Origin of the sequence: Streptococcus sp. WB01_FAA12 (assembly GCF_012843315.1) — a bacterium.
Taxonomy (GTDB): domain Bacteria; phylum Bacillota; class Bacilli; order Lactobacillales; family Streptococcaceae; genus Streptococcus.
The window spans coordinates 739504-756494 of the sequence record NZ_JABAEX010000001.1; the positions used below are offsets into that span (position 1 = coordinate 739504).

Below are 16991 nucleotides of genomic sequence, written 5' to 3' on the forward strand. Positions count from 1 at the left end.
AAAATCTAACACAAAGGAGATCTCTCATGGCTTTAGTAGAATTTAAAAACGTCGAAAAATATTACGGAGACTATCACGCACTCCGCGACATCAATCTCCGTTTTGAAAAAGGACAAGTTGTTGTCCTGCTTGGACCTTCTGGTTCTGGGAAGTCTACTCTTATCCGTACGATTAATGGTTTAGAGGCTGTTGACAAAGGAAGTCTCCTAGTCAATGGACACCAAGTAGCAGGTGCTAGTCAGAAAGATTTAGTTCCTCTTCGTAAGGAAGTCGGCATGGTTTTTCAACATTTTAACCTTTATCCACACAAAACAGTGTTAGAAAATGTTACACTTGCGCCCGTTAAAGTTCTAGGAATTGATAAAAAAGAAGCTGAAAAAACAGCCCAAAAATATCTGGAATTTGTAAACATGTGGGACAAGAAAGATTCCTATCCAGCTATGCTATCTGGTGGTCAAAAACAGCGGATCGCCATTGCTCGTGGTCTTGCCATGCATCCTGAGCTCCTCCTCTTTGATGAGCCAACATCTGCCCTTGACCCTGAAACCATCGGCGATGTACTTGCAGTTATGCAAAAACTGGCACATGACGGGATGAATATGATCATCGTTACCCACGAAATGGGCTTTGCTCGAGAGGTTGCGGACCGCATCATCTTTATGGCAGACGGAGAAGTTTTGGTGGATACGACAGATGTCGATGACTTTTTTGACAACCCAAGCGAACCTCGTGCCCAACAATTCCTCAGCAAAATTATCAACCACGAAAGTGACAAAGTCAAATAAGGAGGCGCCTATGAAAAAGAAATTCTTTTTATCCGCATTATTGATTAGCCTTTTCAGCCTTGCTGCTGCCAAACCAGTTCAGGCTGATACCAGCGTCGCAGACATTCAAAAAAGAGGCGAACTAGTTGTCGGTGTCAAGCAAGACGTTCCTAATTTTGGCTACAAGGATCCCAAGACAGGGACCTATTCTGGTATCGAAACGGACCTTGCCAAGATGATTGCAGACGAACTCAAGGTCAAGATTCGCTACGTTCCTGTTACGGCTCAAACCCGCGGACCACTCCTAGACAATGAACAGGTCGACATGGATATCGCAACCTTCACTATCACAGACGAGCGTAAAAAATTATACAACTTCACCAGTCCCTACTATACGGACGCTTCTGGTTTTTTGGTCAATAAATCCGCCAACATCAAAAGCATTGAGGACCTAAACGGTAAAACCATAGGAGTTGCCCAAGGCTCCATCACCCAGCGCTTGATTACTGAACTGGGTAAAAAGAAAGGTCTAACCTTTAAATTCGTCGAACTTGGTTCCTATCCAGAATTGATTACTTCCCTTCACGCTCACCGTATTGATGCCTTTTCCGTGGACCGCTCTATCCTGTCTGGCTACATCAGCAAACGCACAAAACTACTAGATGATAGTTTCAAGCCATCTGACTACGGTATTGTTACCAAGAAATCAAACACCGAGCTCAACGATTATCTTGATAGCTTGGTCACTAAATGGACCAAGGACGGTAGTTTGCAGAAACTTTATGACCGTTACAAGCTCAAACCATCTAGCCATACTGCAGATTAAGGAGGACACCCCATGACAGATTTATCATCTTGGACAGCCTATTTTCAGGATTTTGGACAATTTTTCAATGGTTTCCTCTTCACTCTTGCCCTAGCGATTGGTTCCTTTATCCTCGCCATGGTTTTGGGCATCTTCTTTGGAGCCATGTCAACAAGCAAACGCCCAGTCTTACGTGTTTTAGCTCGCATCTTTGTGGAATTTTATCAAAATACTCCCCTCTTGGTGCAGTTTGTCATCGTCTTCTATGGTTTGCCTCTTATCAGTGACCACACCATCATGATTCCCATTTATTGGACAGCTGTTCTCTGCGTGGGACTCTATCACGGTGCTTATATTGCGGAGGTTATTCGTTCAGGGATTCAGTCTATTCCTAGCGGTCAGATGGAGGCCGCCTTGTCGCAAGGTTTTACCTATATCAGTGCCATGCGCTTGATTATCTTGCCTCAAGCCTTCCGTATCATTCTCCCTCCATTGACCAACCAAATTGTTAACCTCATCAAGAACACCTCTACAGTTGCCATCATCTCTGGAGTAGACTTGATGTTTGTGACCAAGTCTTGGTCGGCTCTCAACGGAAACTATATCCCAGCCTTTTTAGGTGCTGCTCTTCTCTACTTTGCCCTATGCTTCCCTGTTGCCCAGTTTGGTCGCAAGATGGAGCAAGCCAACAAAAAAGCCTATTCACTTTAGGAGGTTACTATGGAATCTATTTTAGAAGTTTTGACCCCAGATAACCTAGTCTTTATCTTTAAAGGATTTGGCTTGACCCTCTATATTTCTCTGATTGCCATTGTCCTTTCTACCCTTATAGGGACAGTGCTAGCCGTCATGAGAAATGGGAAAAATCCTGTCTTATGGATCATCTCCAGCATTTATATCGAGTTTGTACGTAACGTTCCCAACCTTCTCTGGATTTTCACCATCTTTTTGGTGTTTAAGATGAAGTCTACACCAGCAGGTATTACTGCCTTTACCCTTTTTACCTCAGCAGCCTTGGCTGAGATTATCCGAGGTGGTCTCAATGCCGTGGACAAGGGCCAGTACGAAGCAGGAATGTCGCAAGGATTCACTTCAGCTCAAATCCTCTACTACATCATTCTCCCACAAGCAATCCGCAAAATGCTACCCGCTATTATTTCTCAGTTTGTAACCGTGATTAAGGATACCAGCCTCCTCTACTCTGTTATCGCCCTGCAAGAACTCTTTGGCGCTAGCCAAATCTTAATGGGACGTTATTTCGAACCAGAGCAGGTCTTCAGTCTTTATATCTTGATTGCTCTGATCTATTTCAGCTTTAACCTAGCAATTTCAAGTCTGTCTCGCATGCTAGCCAAACGTTGGAAGCAAGCCGCAGAATAAAAATAAATGTGAACCAACAACAGGGGTTCACATTTTTTTGCTATAAATGAAAAGAGCAACCCAACACTATGCAAACGTTTTACTTTTTGGTAAAATGACTTTAAACCATAAAGCTAGGAGAAAAATAATGATCCAAGAACTTTACAAAGAATTCTCTCAACTGGAACAAGTAGAAGCCATCGCTCTAGGTGGTTCACGTGCAGGACAAGACTATGATCAAACTTCTGATTATGATGTCTACATCTATCTCAACTCTCCCATTGATGAGGCAATTCGACAAAATATTTTGAGTAAATACTGCTCCTATATGGAAATTGGAAACCAGTTTTGGGAATTAGAGGACGACTGTGTACTAAACAACGGTATCCAAATCGAGTTGATTTATCGTTCGCTGGAGTCGTTTGAACAAGAATTGAACTCAACCGTTTTTCAACACAAAGCTCAAAATGCTTATACAACTTGCATGTGGCATAATCTACTCCACAGCAAGATTCTATACGATCCGAATGGAAACTATGCTTCGCTCCAAAGAGCCTACCAGATTCCCTATCCACAGGAACTCAAAAAGCACATCATTGAAAGGCAACTCCTTTTGCTAGAACAAGCCATGCCTGCCTTCTCTGTCCAAATAGAAAAAGCTATCAAACGTCAAGATCTTCTCAGTATGAATCATCGTTCAAGTGAATTTTTTGCTTCCTACTTTGACTTGCTATTTGCGCTCAATGAGCAAACCCATCCTGGTGAAAAACGGATGCTGGAGTACGCAAAGGCCAATTGTACTCTCCTCCCTAAGCAATTTGAAGAAACTATTCGCGACTATTTCCTACTACTCTACCAACCGCAACAAGGAAAGCAAGCAGTCGTAACCTTGCAAACTATCCTGAAGGAACTAAAAGCCATTTTGCCATAAGCAAAATTGAATAATAATGACTACATGAATTTTACAAAAAATCTCCTAACGGAGATTTTTTTCATATATTACCATAAAATACCCCTATAAGAGAAAATCAAAGCTAAAATCAATAAAATATAGAAGGCGATAAAAATCCATTTTATCTTCACACATAGGGCAATATATTCTCTGATAAAGGCCGATGGGATATAGTAGGCGGCTGTACGGCAACCAAGACCATCTCCCTTCATCCCAATACGGCGAGCATAGGTACTGGTACGAAAAACATGATAATCATTGGTCACAAAGAGAAAACGTGGACTGGCCACCAGCTTCTCTCCCATTTCTTTTGAGAAAAGAAGATTCTCATAGGTCGTTGTCGAGCTTTCCTCTAGGAGAATTGCTTCTCTCGGAACATCCGTCTCTTCCCGCAAATAATTACAAATTGCCTGAGCCTCGGAGATCTTCTCATCCCCTCCTCGACCACCACTAGCGATCAATTTGACATCTGGATTTTTCGACTTGTGGTAAGCCTCAACTGCCTTGTCAATGCGACTCTTGAGTAAGGGAGTCACTTTTTCTCCATTCAATAAGCCTGCTCCGTGAATGATAATAAAATCATAATATTTTTTCTTAGGAATAAAAAGATACAGAATAGAATAAAGCAGAAATCCTGCAAAGGCAAAACCAAAAATCAAATACGAATAAATCAAAAAGAAAAAGATAATATTCACTAGATGATTGGTGTAGAACAAGCCATTGGTATCGCTCATTCGGATCGCCATGATCACAAAAAAGAACAGAATCATGCACCCTAATCCTAGAGACAAATAATTTGCCTTAGATTTTCCTTCTTTCTTCAATAACACAAATCCGTTATAAATAAGGAAAAAACCACTTAGAAAAACTAAAAGAGGCAGCAGAAGAAAAATCCCTGCAAAGAAAACCATGTGCACTTCTTTCTGCCCAGCTTCGTAAAAAAGATTGGCAATAGACAGGTAAGAAAAGAGCAGAGACAAAAGCAAGAGAGCTGGATTCCAGAGACTGCGATTGTCCCTTAAAAACGAAACGAGAAAAAGTAGGACAAAAAATCCTGTGATAAAGTACATAGTCTCCTCCTTTGATGACTACATTGTACCATAATTGTGGCAATAGAAAAAGAGGAGTCTAGCCCTCTTATTTTACTATTCTTGCTTCTGCATCAGCCACAACCTGAGCCAGACTTGTCTGACGGAGTTGGTTTTCCATCGCTAGTTGGATATCCAGCAATTTTTGATCCAAGACTTCATGAATATTTGCTCCTACTGGACAGTTAGGGTTGGGATTAGCATGGAAACTAAAGAGTTTACCAGATTTTCCTAAACATTCAACAGCCTGATAAACATCAAAAAGGCTGATATCTTGGAGGTCTTTGATAATCTCGGTACCGCCCGTCCCACGCGCAACTGATATCAGCTCAGCTTTTTTGAGTTGGGACAAGATTTTGCGAATAATGACTGGATTGACTCCAACACTGGCTGCGAGAAAATCACTGGTCACTTTGCTCTCTTGACTCTTAATGGCAATAATGATTAACATATGAGTCGCAATCGTAAATCGGCTTGAAATTTGCATCTTTTTCTCCTTTCACATCCTATCTGATACTCATTATACCCTTTTGTGTTGTAATGTCAATTATTACCACCATCTAGCCATGCATTCAACTCGGCATCATGCCCCTGTTCTTGGGCAATTTCATACAGAAGTTCCTGGTTATGAGTATGGTGAATCCCATTTACCAAACTTTCATAGTAGACCTGGAAATAGGGGAGCTTCAAATCCTTAGCCAACTGCAATTCGGCTTCTACATCATAATCCACTCGACGAAAATCAACATCAGACAAACCTGCCTCATCAAACTCTAAAATCATATATTGAGCCCGCAGGTCCTTACGCAACTGCGCATCTAAAAAGAAGGGTTGCCCAATGGATCCTGGATTGAGAATCAACTGTCCATCACTTCCGTAACGAAGCAATTGCTGGTGAATATGCCCATATACCGCGATAGAGGCATGCGGTTCCGTCACCAATCTATCAAAATCTTCTTGTTTTCCCGTATGAATCAACTCTCTACCCCAGTTTTTATCAGGGAGATGGTGAGTGATTCCTATCGTCAAATCACCAAACTGACGATGAACTTGCATAGGTTGATTGTTGAGGTCTTCGATTTCTTCAGGGCTAATCTCTTCTAAGATATACTGGCATTGGCGTAGGAGATAGCGATGACTCGCTTTTGTTGGATCTAGCTTGCGATGCAAACCACGCCAGAGACTATTCTCCCAATTTCCCAGCACTCTTGCAGTGATGGGCAAGCTAGCTAAGAGATCCAATATCCTTCTACGTCCTGTTCCAGGCATGAGAATATCTCCCAAAAGCCAATACTCTTCTACCTCTGCCACTCTTGCATCAGCCAGTACGGCTTCCAGAGCTGTCATATTTCCATGTATATCTGAAAGAACTGCTATTTTAGTCATTCTTTCTCCTCTTTTCCTCTTACTTCTTCTGTTAGTATTATAGCAGAAAACACTGCAAAAAATCACTATCACTACTTACCTGATCAACTTGTAAGAGCTTCCAAATCGTGCTATAATATAGGTAGAGAGCTCCCCTTCATTTAGGATTATGTGGTATTCAACCTCTCTCAATTTTTGCAGATTGGAGGACTATTGCCATGCGGAACTACCTTAAGTATATCCCATACTACCTTGTCATATTCTTCTTTTACTGGCCTCTCTATGAGTTGCTGTTACTGCTGATTTCTGACCCTTATACGCTGAAAGGACTTTACATTTATAACATCATCCTCTTTTCACCTTTGGCAACCTTCATCGTGTCCCTTCTTTATAGCTACCGTTTCCAATTTTCACTGTGGTGGCTACTCGGTATTGCTCTTCTCTATTGCTTTACCATCATCACTTTCAATGAATTCATTCTCGTTTATTTCCTAGCTTATGAACTCTTTGCCCTACTTGGTATGGCTTCAGGTTCAGGTATTAAATATATGCTCCAGCAAGGAAAAAATAAAAAACTTTCACAAAATCCTTGAAAATTCTCGCAATCATGCTATAATAATGCATAGAGACAAGTCACTTAGTCCCTTTCTACTAGAGAGTGCGTGGTTGCTGGAAACGCATAGAGAGCCTAAATTGATACTACTCTACTGACTTTTATGAAAACATAAAACGGTGGCCACGTTAAAGCCAATCAGAGGTGTCCCTCTTTTTTGAGGAACATAAATGAAGGTGGAACCACGTTGCGACGTCCTTTCGAGGATGTCGCTTTTTGTTTTGTCAGAAGGAGGAAGAACGATGCTTTATATGATTGGCGGATCGCCTTGTAGTGGAAAGTCAACAATTGCCTCACTTCTTGCTAGACAGTATCAACTACTTCATATCAAACTGGATGATTTGGTAGAAGAGATGATGAGTCAAGCAAGTGCAGACTCACAGCCGATTTGCCTTCTGAGACAGGACAGAAGTCCAGAACAAATCTGGATGAGAAATCCAGAAGAGATGGCAGACGAAGAATGGCGCTTTTATCAAGATAGACCTCTCTTGGTGGAGGGGGCAGGACTTTTGCCTCACTTGGTAAAGGAGCTTGAATGCCCAGCATCTTCCTATCTATGCTTGACTCCAACAGCTGATTTTCAGAAAAAGCATTATAGACAGAGAGAATGGGTTCCTTATGTTTTAGAAGGAACAACCAATCCTGAGAAAGCTTTTGAAAACTGGATGCAACGAGACATTCTTTTTGCTCAAATGGTGCGTAAGGAAGCGGTGAGATTAGGCTATCCTAGTCTCGTAACAGATGGTAGTCAATCAGAGAATCAGAACGCGGAAGAAGTTGCTCGGCTCTTAAAATTGTCCAACAAAAATAGAATAAATATTTAAGGAGAAAACTATGGTTAAGATTACTTTCCCAGATGGCGCTGTTCGTGAATTCGAATCTGGCGTTACAACTTTTGAAATTGCCCAATCCATCAGCAATTCCCTAGCTAAAAAAGCTCTTGCTGGTAAATTCAACGGCAAACTCATCGACACGACTCGTTCTATCACTGAAGATGGTAGCCTTGAAATCGTGACACCTGATCACGAAGATGCTCTTCCAATCTTGCGTCACTCAGCTGCTCACTTGTTTGCCCAAGCAGCTCGTCGTCTCTTCCCAGACATTCACTTGGGTGTCGGTCCAGCTATCGAAGATGGTTTCTACTACGATACGGACAATCAAGCTGGCCAAATCTCCAACGAAGACCTTCCTCGTATCGAAGAAGAAATGAAGAAGATCGTCAAAGAAAACTTCCCATCCATCCGTGAGGAAGTGACCAAGGATGAGGCACGTGAAATTTTCAAAAATGACCCTTACAAGTTGGAATTGATTGAAGAGCACTCAGAAGATGAGGGTGGTTTGACCATCTACCGTCAAGGCGAATATGTAGACCTCTGCCGTGGACCTCACGTGCCTTCAACAGGTCGCATCCAAATCTTCCACCTTCTCCATGTAGCAGGTGCCTACTGGCGTGGAAATAGCGACAACACGATGATGCAACGAATCTACGGTACAGCTTGGTTTGACAAGAAAGACTTGAAGAACTACCTTCAAATGCGTGAAGAAGCCAAGGAACGTGACCACCGTAAACTCGGTAAAGAGCTTGACCTCTTTATGATTTCACAAGAAGTCGGACAAGGTTTACCATTCTGGTTACCAAATGGTGCCACTATCCGTCGTGAATTGGAACGCTACATTGTTGACAAGGAAATCGCTGCAGGCTACCAACATGTTTACACTCCACCAATTGCCTCAGTGGAACTCTATAAAACTTCTGGTCACTGGGATCACTACCGTGAAGATATGTTCCCAACTATGGACATGGGGGATGGTGAAGAGTTTGTCCTCCGCCCAATGAACTGTCCTCACCATATCGAAGTTTATAAACATCATGTACACTCATACCGTGAATTACCAATCCGTATCGCTGAGATTGGCATGATGCACCGATATGAAAAATCTGGCGCCCTTACAGGCCTTCAACGTGTACGCGAAATGTCCCTAAATGATGGTCATACTTTTGTAGCTCCAGAACAAATTGAGGAAGAATTCAAGAAAATTCTTCAATTGATTATCGACGTGTATGAAGACTTTAATTTGACAGATTACCGTTTCCGCTTGTCTTATCGTGACCCAGAAGATAAACACAAATACTTTGACAACGATGAGATGTGGGAAAATGCACAACGCATGTTGAAAGCAGCTATGGATGATATGGAACTAGACTACTTTGAAGCTGAAGGTGAAGCTGCCTTCTATGGTCCGAAACTCGATATCCAAGTGAAGACCGCCCTAGGAAAAGAAGAAACTCTTTCTACGATCCAGCTTGACTTCTTGCTTCCAGAACGTTTCGACCTCAAATACATCGGAGCTGATGGTGAAGAGCACCGTCCAGTTATGATCCACCGTGGGGTTATCTCAACCATGGAACGCTTTACAGCTATCTTGATTGAGAACTACAAGGGTGCCTTCCCAACATGGCTTGCACCACATCAAGTAACCCTCATCCCCGTTTCTAACGAAAAACACGTGGACTACGCATGGGAAGTGGCTAAGAAACTTCGTGACCGCGGTGTTCGTGCTGATGTGGACGAACGCAATGAAAAAATGCAGTTCAAGATTCGTGCTTCTCAAACCAGCAAGATTCCTTACCAATTGATCGTTGGAGACAAGGAAATGGAGGACGGAACCGTCAATGTTCGTCGCTACGGCCAAAAAGAAACACAAACTGTCTCAGTTGATGACTTTGTTCAAGCTATCCTAGCTGATATCGCCAACAAATCACGCGTTGAGAAATAAAACGATCACAGTCTGAGAAACATTTTTCAGTAAGAAAAAGCAACAATTGAAATAGTTGTTGCTTTTTTATATTTTATTTAACCTGAGCTAGTAGTGATTGGTTAAACCACCACACAAGATTTGCTTTCATGAGTTAGATAAGTTGACTATCCTCAATCCTTGTCTGCTTCATTTTCTTTTACGATATCTTTTTGTGAATCCTTTTCAGAGAGTTTTTGATCGATATACTTGTCAATGGTTTCATAAAATTCCTTGGTCGTATCACTGTCTAATTTTGTCGAATTATGAACTTGATTGACTTTTAATTGAACAGATTGAATACCGTAAGAGGCTTGTTTTTGATGGAGCGTTTCTAATTCTTCGTCTGAAATCGGATCTCCAACAACCGTCAAGACCAATTCATTGTTTCTTGACTTGTAGACTTGGTTAATAACCGTATGATTGGCGAACTCTTTTGCTACAAACTGTTTGATCCCTTCTTTTCGCGCTTGATCTATCGTCAGAGTCACTGCTGAATAACTGGCTGGAAGAACCAATAATACAATCAAGGATATCAAGCCAATTTTCATTTTAATGTTTAGCTCTTTAAATGAACTTAAGGGAGATTTTCTCATCAAAATTCTTGTTCCAACAATGTTGGCTAGCATGATAAAGATACAGTTGATCAAGAAAAGATAGAGAGCCCCAAATAAAAATCGTACATTTCCGTTAGCTAAACCATATCCTGCAGTACAGATAGGTGGCATCAGAGCTGTTGCAATGGCTACTCCTGGCACGATATTGTTTGCTTCTTTTTTCCTTGAACCAATTACGCCTGCTATCCCACCAGCAATAGCAATGAGAACATCCCAAATGGTTGGAGAGGTTCGTGCAATCAATTCGCTACTTGCATAAGATAAGGGAGAAATCCAGAAATACAGAGCCGAAACAAGCAAGCTAACCAATACTTGAGTAAATAAAACCTCTAGAGATTGCTTGATTAAACGCGTATCAAAAATAGCTAAACCAAATCCGAGTCCAACAATCGATGTCATAAGAGGGGAAATTAGCATGGCTCCAATAATGACAGCTGTTGAATTCATATTTAAACCTATAGAGGCAATAAAAATCGCACACATCAAAATCACTGTATCTCTTAATCGAACATGAAGATCATCATATAATTTCTCACGGTATTCACGTGTTGAATAGTTTCCGGTCATTGGTTACTCCTTTTATTTCATATAATCTTGTTTCTGCTTGGATGACGGCAGAGAGACTTCTGTTCAATCTTACATATTTTTAATTCTCACCTGTTATTTTTTTGAAAATTATCCTTTAAGCATCCGTCAGTCTATCCTTAACATTATATCAAAAATTTTACAGTCTTTCTCTGGAAAAATATATCAATTTAAAAGATAGAGAAAGGAAGAAATTTTTGTTTCCTTATCCGAAAAAGAAAAAACGGTATCTCCTCTGAAAGAAGGTGCCGTTTTAATGTTTAAACATGATGAGTGTGTTTGACAATCCATTGCTCCATTTTTATTTTCAACCAGAAGCCATAGATCCCAAATGTGATGATAGTTAGAAGAAACCACTTGATCCAGTTACCGAACAGTTGTGCTCCAGTCCCGTCAAAGTATAGACGTTGACCATCCACTACCGTATGTTTGGTTTTCAATTTTGCATCATGCAAACCGCCCAAGGTGTTGCGATCCCCAAGGTAAGCCCAAAAATTATGGCTACTAAGATAGAGTATCCAATCTAATCTAGGATTCCTCCGTCAAAATAACTTTCTTTCATTTTTGCCTCTTTTATTTTTTGACTATATTCTAGTCGTTTCCTAGTGTAATTTTTTTTACATCTGGACAATCTTATGGTAACTTCTAGACGTTATCATGAAAATAGAGATATAGACTAGAACAAAAATTCCACAGATGAATAAGGTTATCATCAACTATGCTCACTCAATCATCAGATTCATATTGGAAAACTTGATGCGTACTGTTGTTCCTGCCCCAACCTCAGACTCGATGCGAATCTGGTGACCCAGTTCTTCAGAAATTTTCTTGGATAGGTAGAGGCCAAGTCCAGATGATTGCTGGGTCAAACGCCCATTGTAGCCTGAAAAGCCACGTTCAAAGACTCGGAGGACATCACTATTTTTTATCCCGATTCCCGTATCCTTGATACAAAGATCCTGATCCTCCATATAGATTTCCAAACCACCTTCCTTGGTGTATTTGAGGCTGTTTGAAAGGATTTGTTCAATGACGACTAACAACCATTTCTTATCGGTCACGATAGTTTTGTCAAGGTCATGGAGATTGACTGTTAGTCCCTTCTGGATAAAGAAAAGTGCGTACTTACGAACCATCTCCTTAACCAAGTCCTCCACTTGGACCTGTTCAAATACCAAGTCATCATGAAAACTCTCTAAACGTAAGTACTGCAACACCAGATTGGTATAGGAGTCAATCTTAAAGATTTCCTGTTCCAGTTGCTGCTTGACCTCACGATCAGAGACTTCTGCTACTAAAAGGCGACTAGCTGCAATAGGCGTCTTAATCTGATGGACCCACAAGGTATAGTAATCAAGCAAATCCGTCAGTTTACTTTGGGCTTCCGACTTCTTTTGATACAATTCAGACTCTCGCTCTTCAAGTTTTTCTGCTAGCGCACATTCCAGAGGAGACTTGGGGTCTCGCTCAGCATAGAGTGCTTCCTGCCGGTAAACCTGAGCTTCTGCAAATATATCCCAAGCCAAAAATAAGAAGGTCAAAAAGCCACTGAGCAGAAAGAAATAAAGAAAATAAGTTCCTAGACTAGCAAATAAAAACTGAAAGAGAAGGACGAGAAAGCCTAATGAAAAAATATAGGCAAAAACGCGACTGCGAGAACGCAGATAGGCTAGAAAAAATGATTTCCAATCAAGCATGTTTCAGTCCGTATCCTATCCCTTTCTTAGTCTCGATAAAACCTGCCAAGCCTTGTTCCTCCAACTTTTTGCGCAAACGAGCAACATTGACAGACAAGGTATTGTCATCGATGAAAAAGTCGCTATTCCAGAGTTCCCGCATCAGGTCATCACGCGCCACGATATTGCCAGCGTGTTCAAACAGCACTCGCAAAATTTGAAATTCATTCTTGGTCAAACTCAGAACTTTCCCCTGATAGTGCAGGTCCATGGACTTGGTATTGAGGATTACACCCGCATATTCCAGCAGACTTTCATCTCGGCCAAATTCATAAGAACGGCGCAACAAGCCCTGAACCTTTGCAAGAAGCACCTGCTGGTCAAAAGGCTTGGTCACAAAGTCATCTGCTCCCATGTTGATTGCCATGACGATATCCATAGCCTGGTCTCTCGAAGACAGAAACATAATGGGTACCTGAGAAATCTTACGAATCTCCTGACACCAGTGGTAACCATTAAAGAGTGGCAGGCCAATATCCATGAGGACCAAATGAGGCTCTGACTGAACAAATAAGCTCAATACTTCCATAAAATCTTCTACCAAAATGACCTCAAAGCCCCACTCAGAGAGCAGTTTTCCCACTTGATGTTGAATAACTTGGTCATCTTCTACTAGTAAAATCTTGTGCATGCGCTCCTCCTTTGCTATTTCTCAAAGTATCAAAACCCTTCATATCAGATTTACGGATCAGTATCTCATACTGTTTAGCATCCTATTCCCCAAATCCAGCTCAGAAAACAGATGCTAAATAGAGAACATTCCCACTGATATCATACCTTATTTTTAATTATAGTTCCAGCCTTATCCTATATTTTCCTTTTGTGTTCATTTGGTTAGCGTTTCTTTCACTTATTTAATAGATCTAGCCTTCTTATTGACAAGCTAGCCATGATTTGTTAGAATATGAATGAACAAATAAGTTTATTCATTCATAAAACAAAGGAGGTTAAATCATATTGGACAAAAAACAAGCTTTAAAGACAGCGGCCTATGAAATTTTTTCAAAAAAAGGTTACAAGGCGACAGGGATTTCAGAAATTGCCAGGCAAGCTGGTGTTGCAGTTGGTTCTTTTTATAACTATTACGAGAGTAAAGAAGCCATTTTTCTAGACATCTATATAGATGAAAACAACCGTGTTCGCCAAGCTATGATCGAAGAACTAGATTGGGAAATTGACATGACCGACCTCATTGGTCAACTCTTTGCTCAGTCCAGAACTCTCGTTTCTTCCAATAAAATCCTTGCAGAATGGTACAATCCTGCCATAGCAGATGAGTTACACAGCTACTATTCCTCGGAAGAAGGCAAAGTCGCAAATCCATTTCATCAGTTTCTAGTTAAAACTTTTACAAATCGTATGCAAGGTGAAGGGTATTCGCCAGAAAAGATTCAAGATATTTTACAGGTTTATAATCTGTTTTACTACATGGATATGCATATCACGGAAAAAGATTTTCCAGATATTGGCAAAACTGTCGAAATACTTGCAACCAACTTCATTAAAGGAGTTCTAAAATAAAGAATGGATTTCTTTATTTTTTGGAAAAATATGAATGAATTTGTTTTTAGTTCATTCATAAAATTAAGAACAGGAGTCATAAAAAATGAAAAGAGGTAAAAAAATGTTTATTATCATTCTATCAACACTTGGAGTCTTAGGCCTTATAACTTGGGGTGCCATCGCCTACCTTGGACGAAGTCAGACATTATCGATAAAATCCATCGAAAACCCCAGCGGAGATCTATATTTAATTCATATCACAAAACCGAGTCATCAAATCTGGAAAGCTGGGGCTTATGCCAAGTTTACACTCCCTGATACCTCGTCTACTGCTAGTAAATATGAAGCTAAGGGAGAGCAAACCAGTCGATGGCTAACCATTGCCTCCACACCTGATGAAGATGAAATTCTCATTTTGACTCATAATAGTGGTAGCCTCTTTAAGGAAACCTTGACACATTTACCGGCTGGCAGTGAGATTGAGATGAGTTGGCTGGATTCCTCTTTGACCGTTAAAGATATGAATCAGCCACTAGTTTGCTTTGCATCTGATGTCGGCATTTCTGCTCTACGCCCCCTTATCAAAGAATGGGCTGGTAAATGCCCGATTGTACTCAATCATTTTGACAAAGGAGTGACTATTTTTGATAAAGAAATGAAGGAACTAGCTCAGAAAACATCGAATTTTACTTATAAAACAAGCGATGAATTTTTTCAAAGTCAAGAATTTTTAAAACGTGCTATTGATGAATACGGCAATCAAGCCAGCTATCTCATCACAGGTCAGCCTGATGATGTAAATGAGATGAAGAATTTTTTAAAGGAAAATGGGATTGATAGCAAAAATATACAAGTAAGCTCGTTTAGAGGTTTGAAATAGGAGCAGCCTGTCTTCTATATATCTGAATCAATCCCTGCTAGGTCATCCAAACAAGCCTACTAGCTAATTCTAGGTAAATGTGATAGGATAAACATAGAGAAAGGAGCTTTTATGGCCAATATTTTTGACTACTTGAATGATGTAGCATATGATTCCTTTTATGACCTTCCCGTGAACGAGTTAGATGTTCTTGCCTTGACCGAATTAACCTATCTTCCTTTTGATGATTTAGTCGCTCAAGAACCCCAGCGCCTCATAGATCTTGCACCTCAAATCCCTAGAGAAACGACGATGCTGACCAGCAAAAACCGCCTCCAGTTATTGGATCAACTCGCTCAACACAAACGCTTTAAAAATTGCAAGCTCTCAGACTTTATCAACGATATCGATCCTGAATTGCAAAAACAGTTCGCAGCTATGACTTATCGTATCAGTCTCGATACCTATGTGCTTGTTTTTCGTGGAACTGACGACAGTATCATCGGTTGGAAAGAAGATTTCCATATGACCTATATGAAGGAAATCCCAGCTCAAAAACATGCCCTCCAGTATTTACAGGACTTTTTTGCTCAACATCCTAACCAAAAGGTTGTCCTAGCAGGACACTCAAAAGGAGGCAATCTAGCCGTCTATGCTGCTAGTCAACTCGATCCACTTTTACAAAAAAACATTGTCGCTGTCTATAATTTTGATGCGCCTGGGCTTCACAAGGAACTAACCGAAACACCAGGCTATCAAAACATGATGGAAAGAACGAAAGTATTTGTCCCACAAGGTTCTATCATCGGGATGATGCTGGAAATTCCTGATAAAAAAATCGTCGTTCGAAGCACTGCCCTAGGTGGTATCGCCCAGCATGACACCTTTAGTTGGCAGGTTGAAGACAAACACTTTGTCCAACTGGATGAGACCAATAGTGACAGCCAGCAAGTCGATACTACCTTCAAGGAATGGGTTGAAACAGTTCCTGACGAAGAACTGCAACTCTACTTTGACCTCTTTTTTGGAATCATTCTCGATGCAGGCATCTCTTCTATCAACGACCTTTCTTCCTTCAAGGTCATTGAACACGTTCACCATCTCTTTGTCCAAGCCCAATCCCTCACTCCTGATGAAAGAGAAACCATGGGACGACTAACCCAACTCTTGATTGACACTCGATACCAAGCTTGGAAAAATCGTTAAGGTAGAAAAAGACCTTCTGATACCCTAAGCATTCTCTTCTGTGTTATACTGATATCAGCACATTCTTTAAAAGAGGAAATCCTATGAAAATCCATAAAACTGTCAATCCTGTTGCCTATGAAAACACCTACTACATAGAGGGAGACCATCACCTGATTGTGGTTGATCCTGGTAGCCATTGGGAAGCCATTCGCAAGACCATCGAGAAAATCAACAAACCCGTCTGTGCGATTCTGCTGACCCACACCCACTACGACCATATTATGAGTCTTGACTTGGTGCGTGAGACTTTTGGAAATCCCCCAGTTTATGTAGCAGAGAGTGAAGCTAGCTGGCTTTATACACCCGTAGATAATCTCTCTGGTCTCCCTCGTCACGATGATATGCCAGATGTGGTTGCAAAACCAGCAGAACATACCTTTGTCTTTCATGAAGAATACCAGCTTGAGGAATTCCGTTTTACTGCCCTACCAACCCCAGGCCACTCTATCGGTGGTGTTTCCCTAGTCTTTCCTGATGCCCATCTAGTCTTGACGGGAGATGCTCTTTTCCGCGAGACCATCGGACGGACTGACCTCCCTACAGGTAGTATGGAACAGCTTCTCCATAGCATTCAGACGCAACTCTTTACTCTCCCTAACTACGATGTCTATCCCGGACACGGTCCAGCTACGACCATCGCTCACGAAAAGACCTTCAATCCCTTTTTCTAGCAAGCAAAAAACCAAGGATGCTATCCTTGG

Annotated in this window: 18 protein-coding genes and 1 pseudogene; 12 read left to right on the forward strand and 7 right to left on the reverse strand. The window is 41.1% G+C overall.

Annotated features, from left to right (window positions below; all coding sequences use genetic code 11):
* The first annotated feature begins 26 nt into the window (after positions 1–26).
* From HF881_RS03715 to HF881_RS03735, 5 genes are all read left to right on the forward strand, one after another.
* The gene (locus tag HF881_RS03715) at positions 27–785 is read left to right on the forward strand and encodes an amino acid ABC transporter ATP-binding protein (RefSeq protein ID WP_045617531.1); all 759 of its coding nucleotides are present in this window, start codon (positions 27–29) and stop codon (positions 783–785) included.
* 10 nt (positions 786–795) lie between these two features.
* Entirely contained in the window at positions 796–1590 is a 795-nt protein-coding gene (locus HF881_RS03720; RefSeq protein WP_084857036.1) for a transporter substrate-binding domain-containing protein, read from the forward strand.
* Between the two features lie 12 nt (positions 1591–1602).
* Positions 1603–2280, forward strand: coding sequence for an amino acid ABC transporter permease (locus HF881_RS03725; RefSeq protein ID WP_084917987.1), 678 nt, complete (start codon positions 1603–1605; stop codon positions 2278–2280).
* 9 nt (positions 2281–2289) lie between these two features.
* Positions 2290–2949: an amino acid ABC transporter permease gene (locus HF881_RS03730; protein ID WP_169446517.1), complete on the forward strand. Its 660-nt coding sequence runs from the start codon at positions 2290–2292 to the stop codon at positions 2947–2949.
* Between the two features lie 127 nt (positions 2950–3076).
* A complete protein-coding gene (locus tag HF881_RS03735) occupies positions 3077–3859 on the forward strand; it encodes a DUF4037 domain-containing protein (RefSeq protein ID WP_169446518.1) in 783 nt (260 codons plus the stop codon).
* 68 nt (positions 3860–3927) lie between these two features.
* Here HF881_RS03735 and HF881_RS03740 read toward each other — a convergent pair whose 3' ends face one another.
* The 3 genes from HF881_RS03740 to HF881_RS03750 all read right to left on the reverse strand — a co-directional run bounded on the left by HF881_RS03740 (position 3928) and on the right by HF881_RS03750 (position 6354).
* A complete protein-coding gene (locus tag HF881_RS03740) occupies positions 3928–4950 on the reverse strand; it encodes a YdcF family protein (protein WP_169446519.1) in 1023 nt (340 codons plus the stop codon).
* A gap of 67 nt (positions 4951–5017) precedes the next feature.
* Complete coding sequence (locus HF881_RS03745; RefSeq protein ID WP_169446520.1) at positions 5018–5455, reverse strand: Rrf2 family transcriptional regulator; 438 nt, start codon at positions 5453–5455, stop codon at positions 5018–5020.
* 56 nt (positions 5456–5511) lie between these two features.
* Complete coding sequence (locus tag HF881_RS03750; protein ID WP_169446521.1) at positions 5512–6354, reverse strand: metallophosphoesterase family protein; 843 nt, start codon at positions 6352–6354, stop codon at positions 5512–5514.
* 197 nt (positions 6355–6551) lie between these two features.
* Here HF881_RS03750 and HF881_RS03755 point away from each other — a divergent pair, with 197 nt between their 5' ends.
* The 3 genes from HF881_RS03755 to thrS all read left to right on the forward strand — a co-directional run bounded on the left by HF881_RS03755 (position 6552) and on the right by thrS (position 9724).
* Positions 6552–6926, forward strand: a complete 375-nt coding sequence (locus HF881_RS03755; protein ID WP_001246982.1) for a hypothetical protein — start codon at positions 6552–6554, stop codon at positions 6924–6926.
* A 262-nt stretch (positions 6927–7188) separates the two neighbouring features.
* On the forward strand, positions 7189–7770 hold the full coding sequence (locus tag HF881_RS03760) for an AAA family ATPase (RefSeq protein ID WP_169446522.1): 582 nt from the start codon (positions 7189–7191) through the stop codon (positions 7768–7770).
* Positions 7771–7780: 10 nt separating this feature from the next.
* Positions 7781–9724: a threonine--tRNA ligase gene (gene thrS, locus HF881_RS03765; protein WP_169446523.1), complete on the forward strand. Its 1944-nt coding sequence runs from the start codon at positions 7781–7783 to the stop codon at positions 9722–9724.
* A gap of 152 nt (positions 9725–9876) precedes the next feature.
* On the opposite strand, the gene HF881_RS03770 is transcribed toward thrS, so the two are convergent.
* The 4 genes and pseudogenes from HF881_RS03770 to HF881_RS03785 form a co-directional block, all read right to left on the reverse strand.
* On the reverse strand, positions 9877–10926 hold the full coding sequence (locus HF881_RS03770) for a DUF389 domain-containing protein (protein WP_169446524.1): 1050 nt from the start codon (positions 10924–10926) through the stop codon (positions 9877–9879).
* A gap of 278 nt (positions 10927–11204) precedes the next feature.
* Positions 11205–11467, reverse strand: a pseudogene (locus HF881_RS03775) (DUF898 family protein).
* A gap of 199 nt (positions 11468–11666) precedes the next feature.
* On the reverse strand, positions 11667–12641 hold the full coding sequence (locus tag HF881_RS03780) for a sensor histidine kinase (protein ID WP_169446525.1): 975 nt from the start codon (positions 12639–12641) through the stop codon (positions 11667–11669).
* Entirely contained in the window at positions 12634–13311 is a 678-nt protein-coding gene (locus HF881_RS03785) for a response regulator transcription factor (protein ID WP_169446526.1), read from the reverse strand. Before HF881_RS03785 ends, HF881_RS03780 begins: the two co-directional genes overlap by 8 nt.
* Before the next feature lie 320 nt (positions 13312–13631).
* Here HF881_RS03785 and HF881_RS03790 point away from each other — a divergent pair, with 320 nt between their 5' ends.
* The 4 genes from HF881_RS03790 (at position 13632) to HF881_RS03805 (ending at position 16961) form a co-directional block, all read left to right on the forward strand.
* Positions 13632–14201: a TetR/AcrR family transcriptional regulator gene (locus HF881_RS03790; protein WP_169446616.1), complete on the forward strand. Its 570-nt coding sequence runs from the start codon at positions 13632–13634 to the stop codon at positions 14199–14201.
* 85 nt (positions 14202–14286) lie between these two features.
* Positions 14287–15063: a ferredoxin reductase gene (locus HF881_RS03795; RefSeq protein ID WP_125424724.1), complete on the forward strand. Its 777-nt coding sequence runs from the start codon at positions 14287–14289 to the stop codon at positions 15061–15063.
* Between the two features lie 111 nt (positions 15064–15174).
* Positions 15175–16248 carry a DUF2974 domain-containing protein gene (locus tag HF881_RS03800; RefSeq protein ID WP_125848305.1) on the forward strand — a complete coding sequence of 358 codons (1074 nt, stop codon included), beginning with the start codon at positions 15175–15177 and terminating at the stop codon, positions 16246–16248.
* An 83-nt stretch (positions 16249–16331) separates the two neighbouring features.
* Complete coding sequence (locus HF881_RS03805) at positions 16332–16961, forward strand: MBL fold metallo-hydrolase (protein ID WP_169446527.1); 630 nt, start codon at positions 16332–16334, stop codon at positions 16959–16961.
* Positions 16962–16991: the final 30 nt, after the last annotated feature.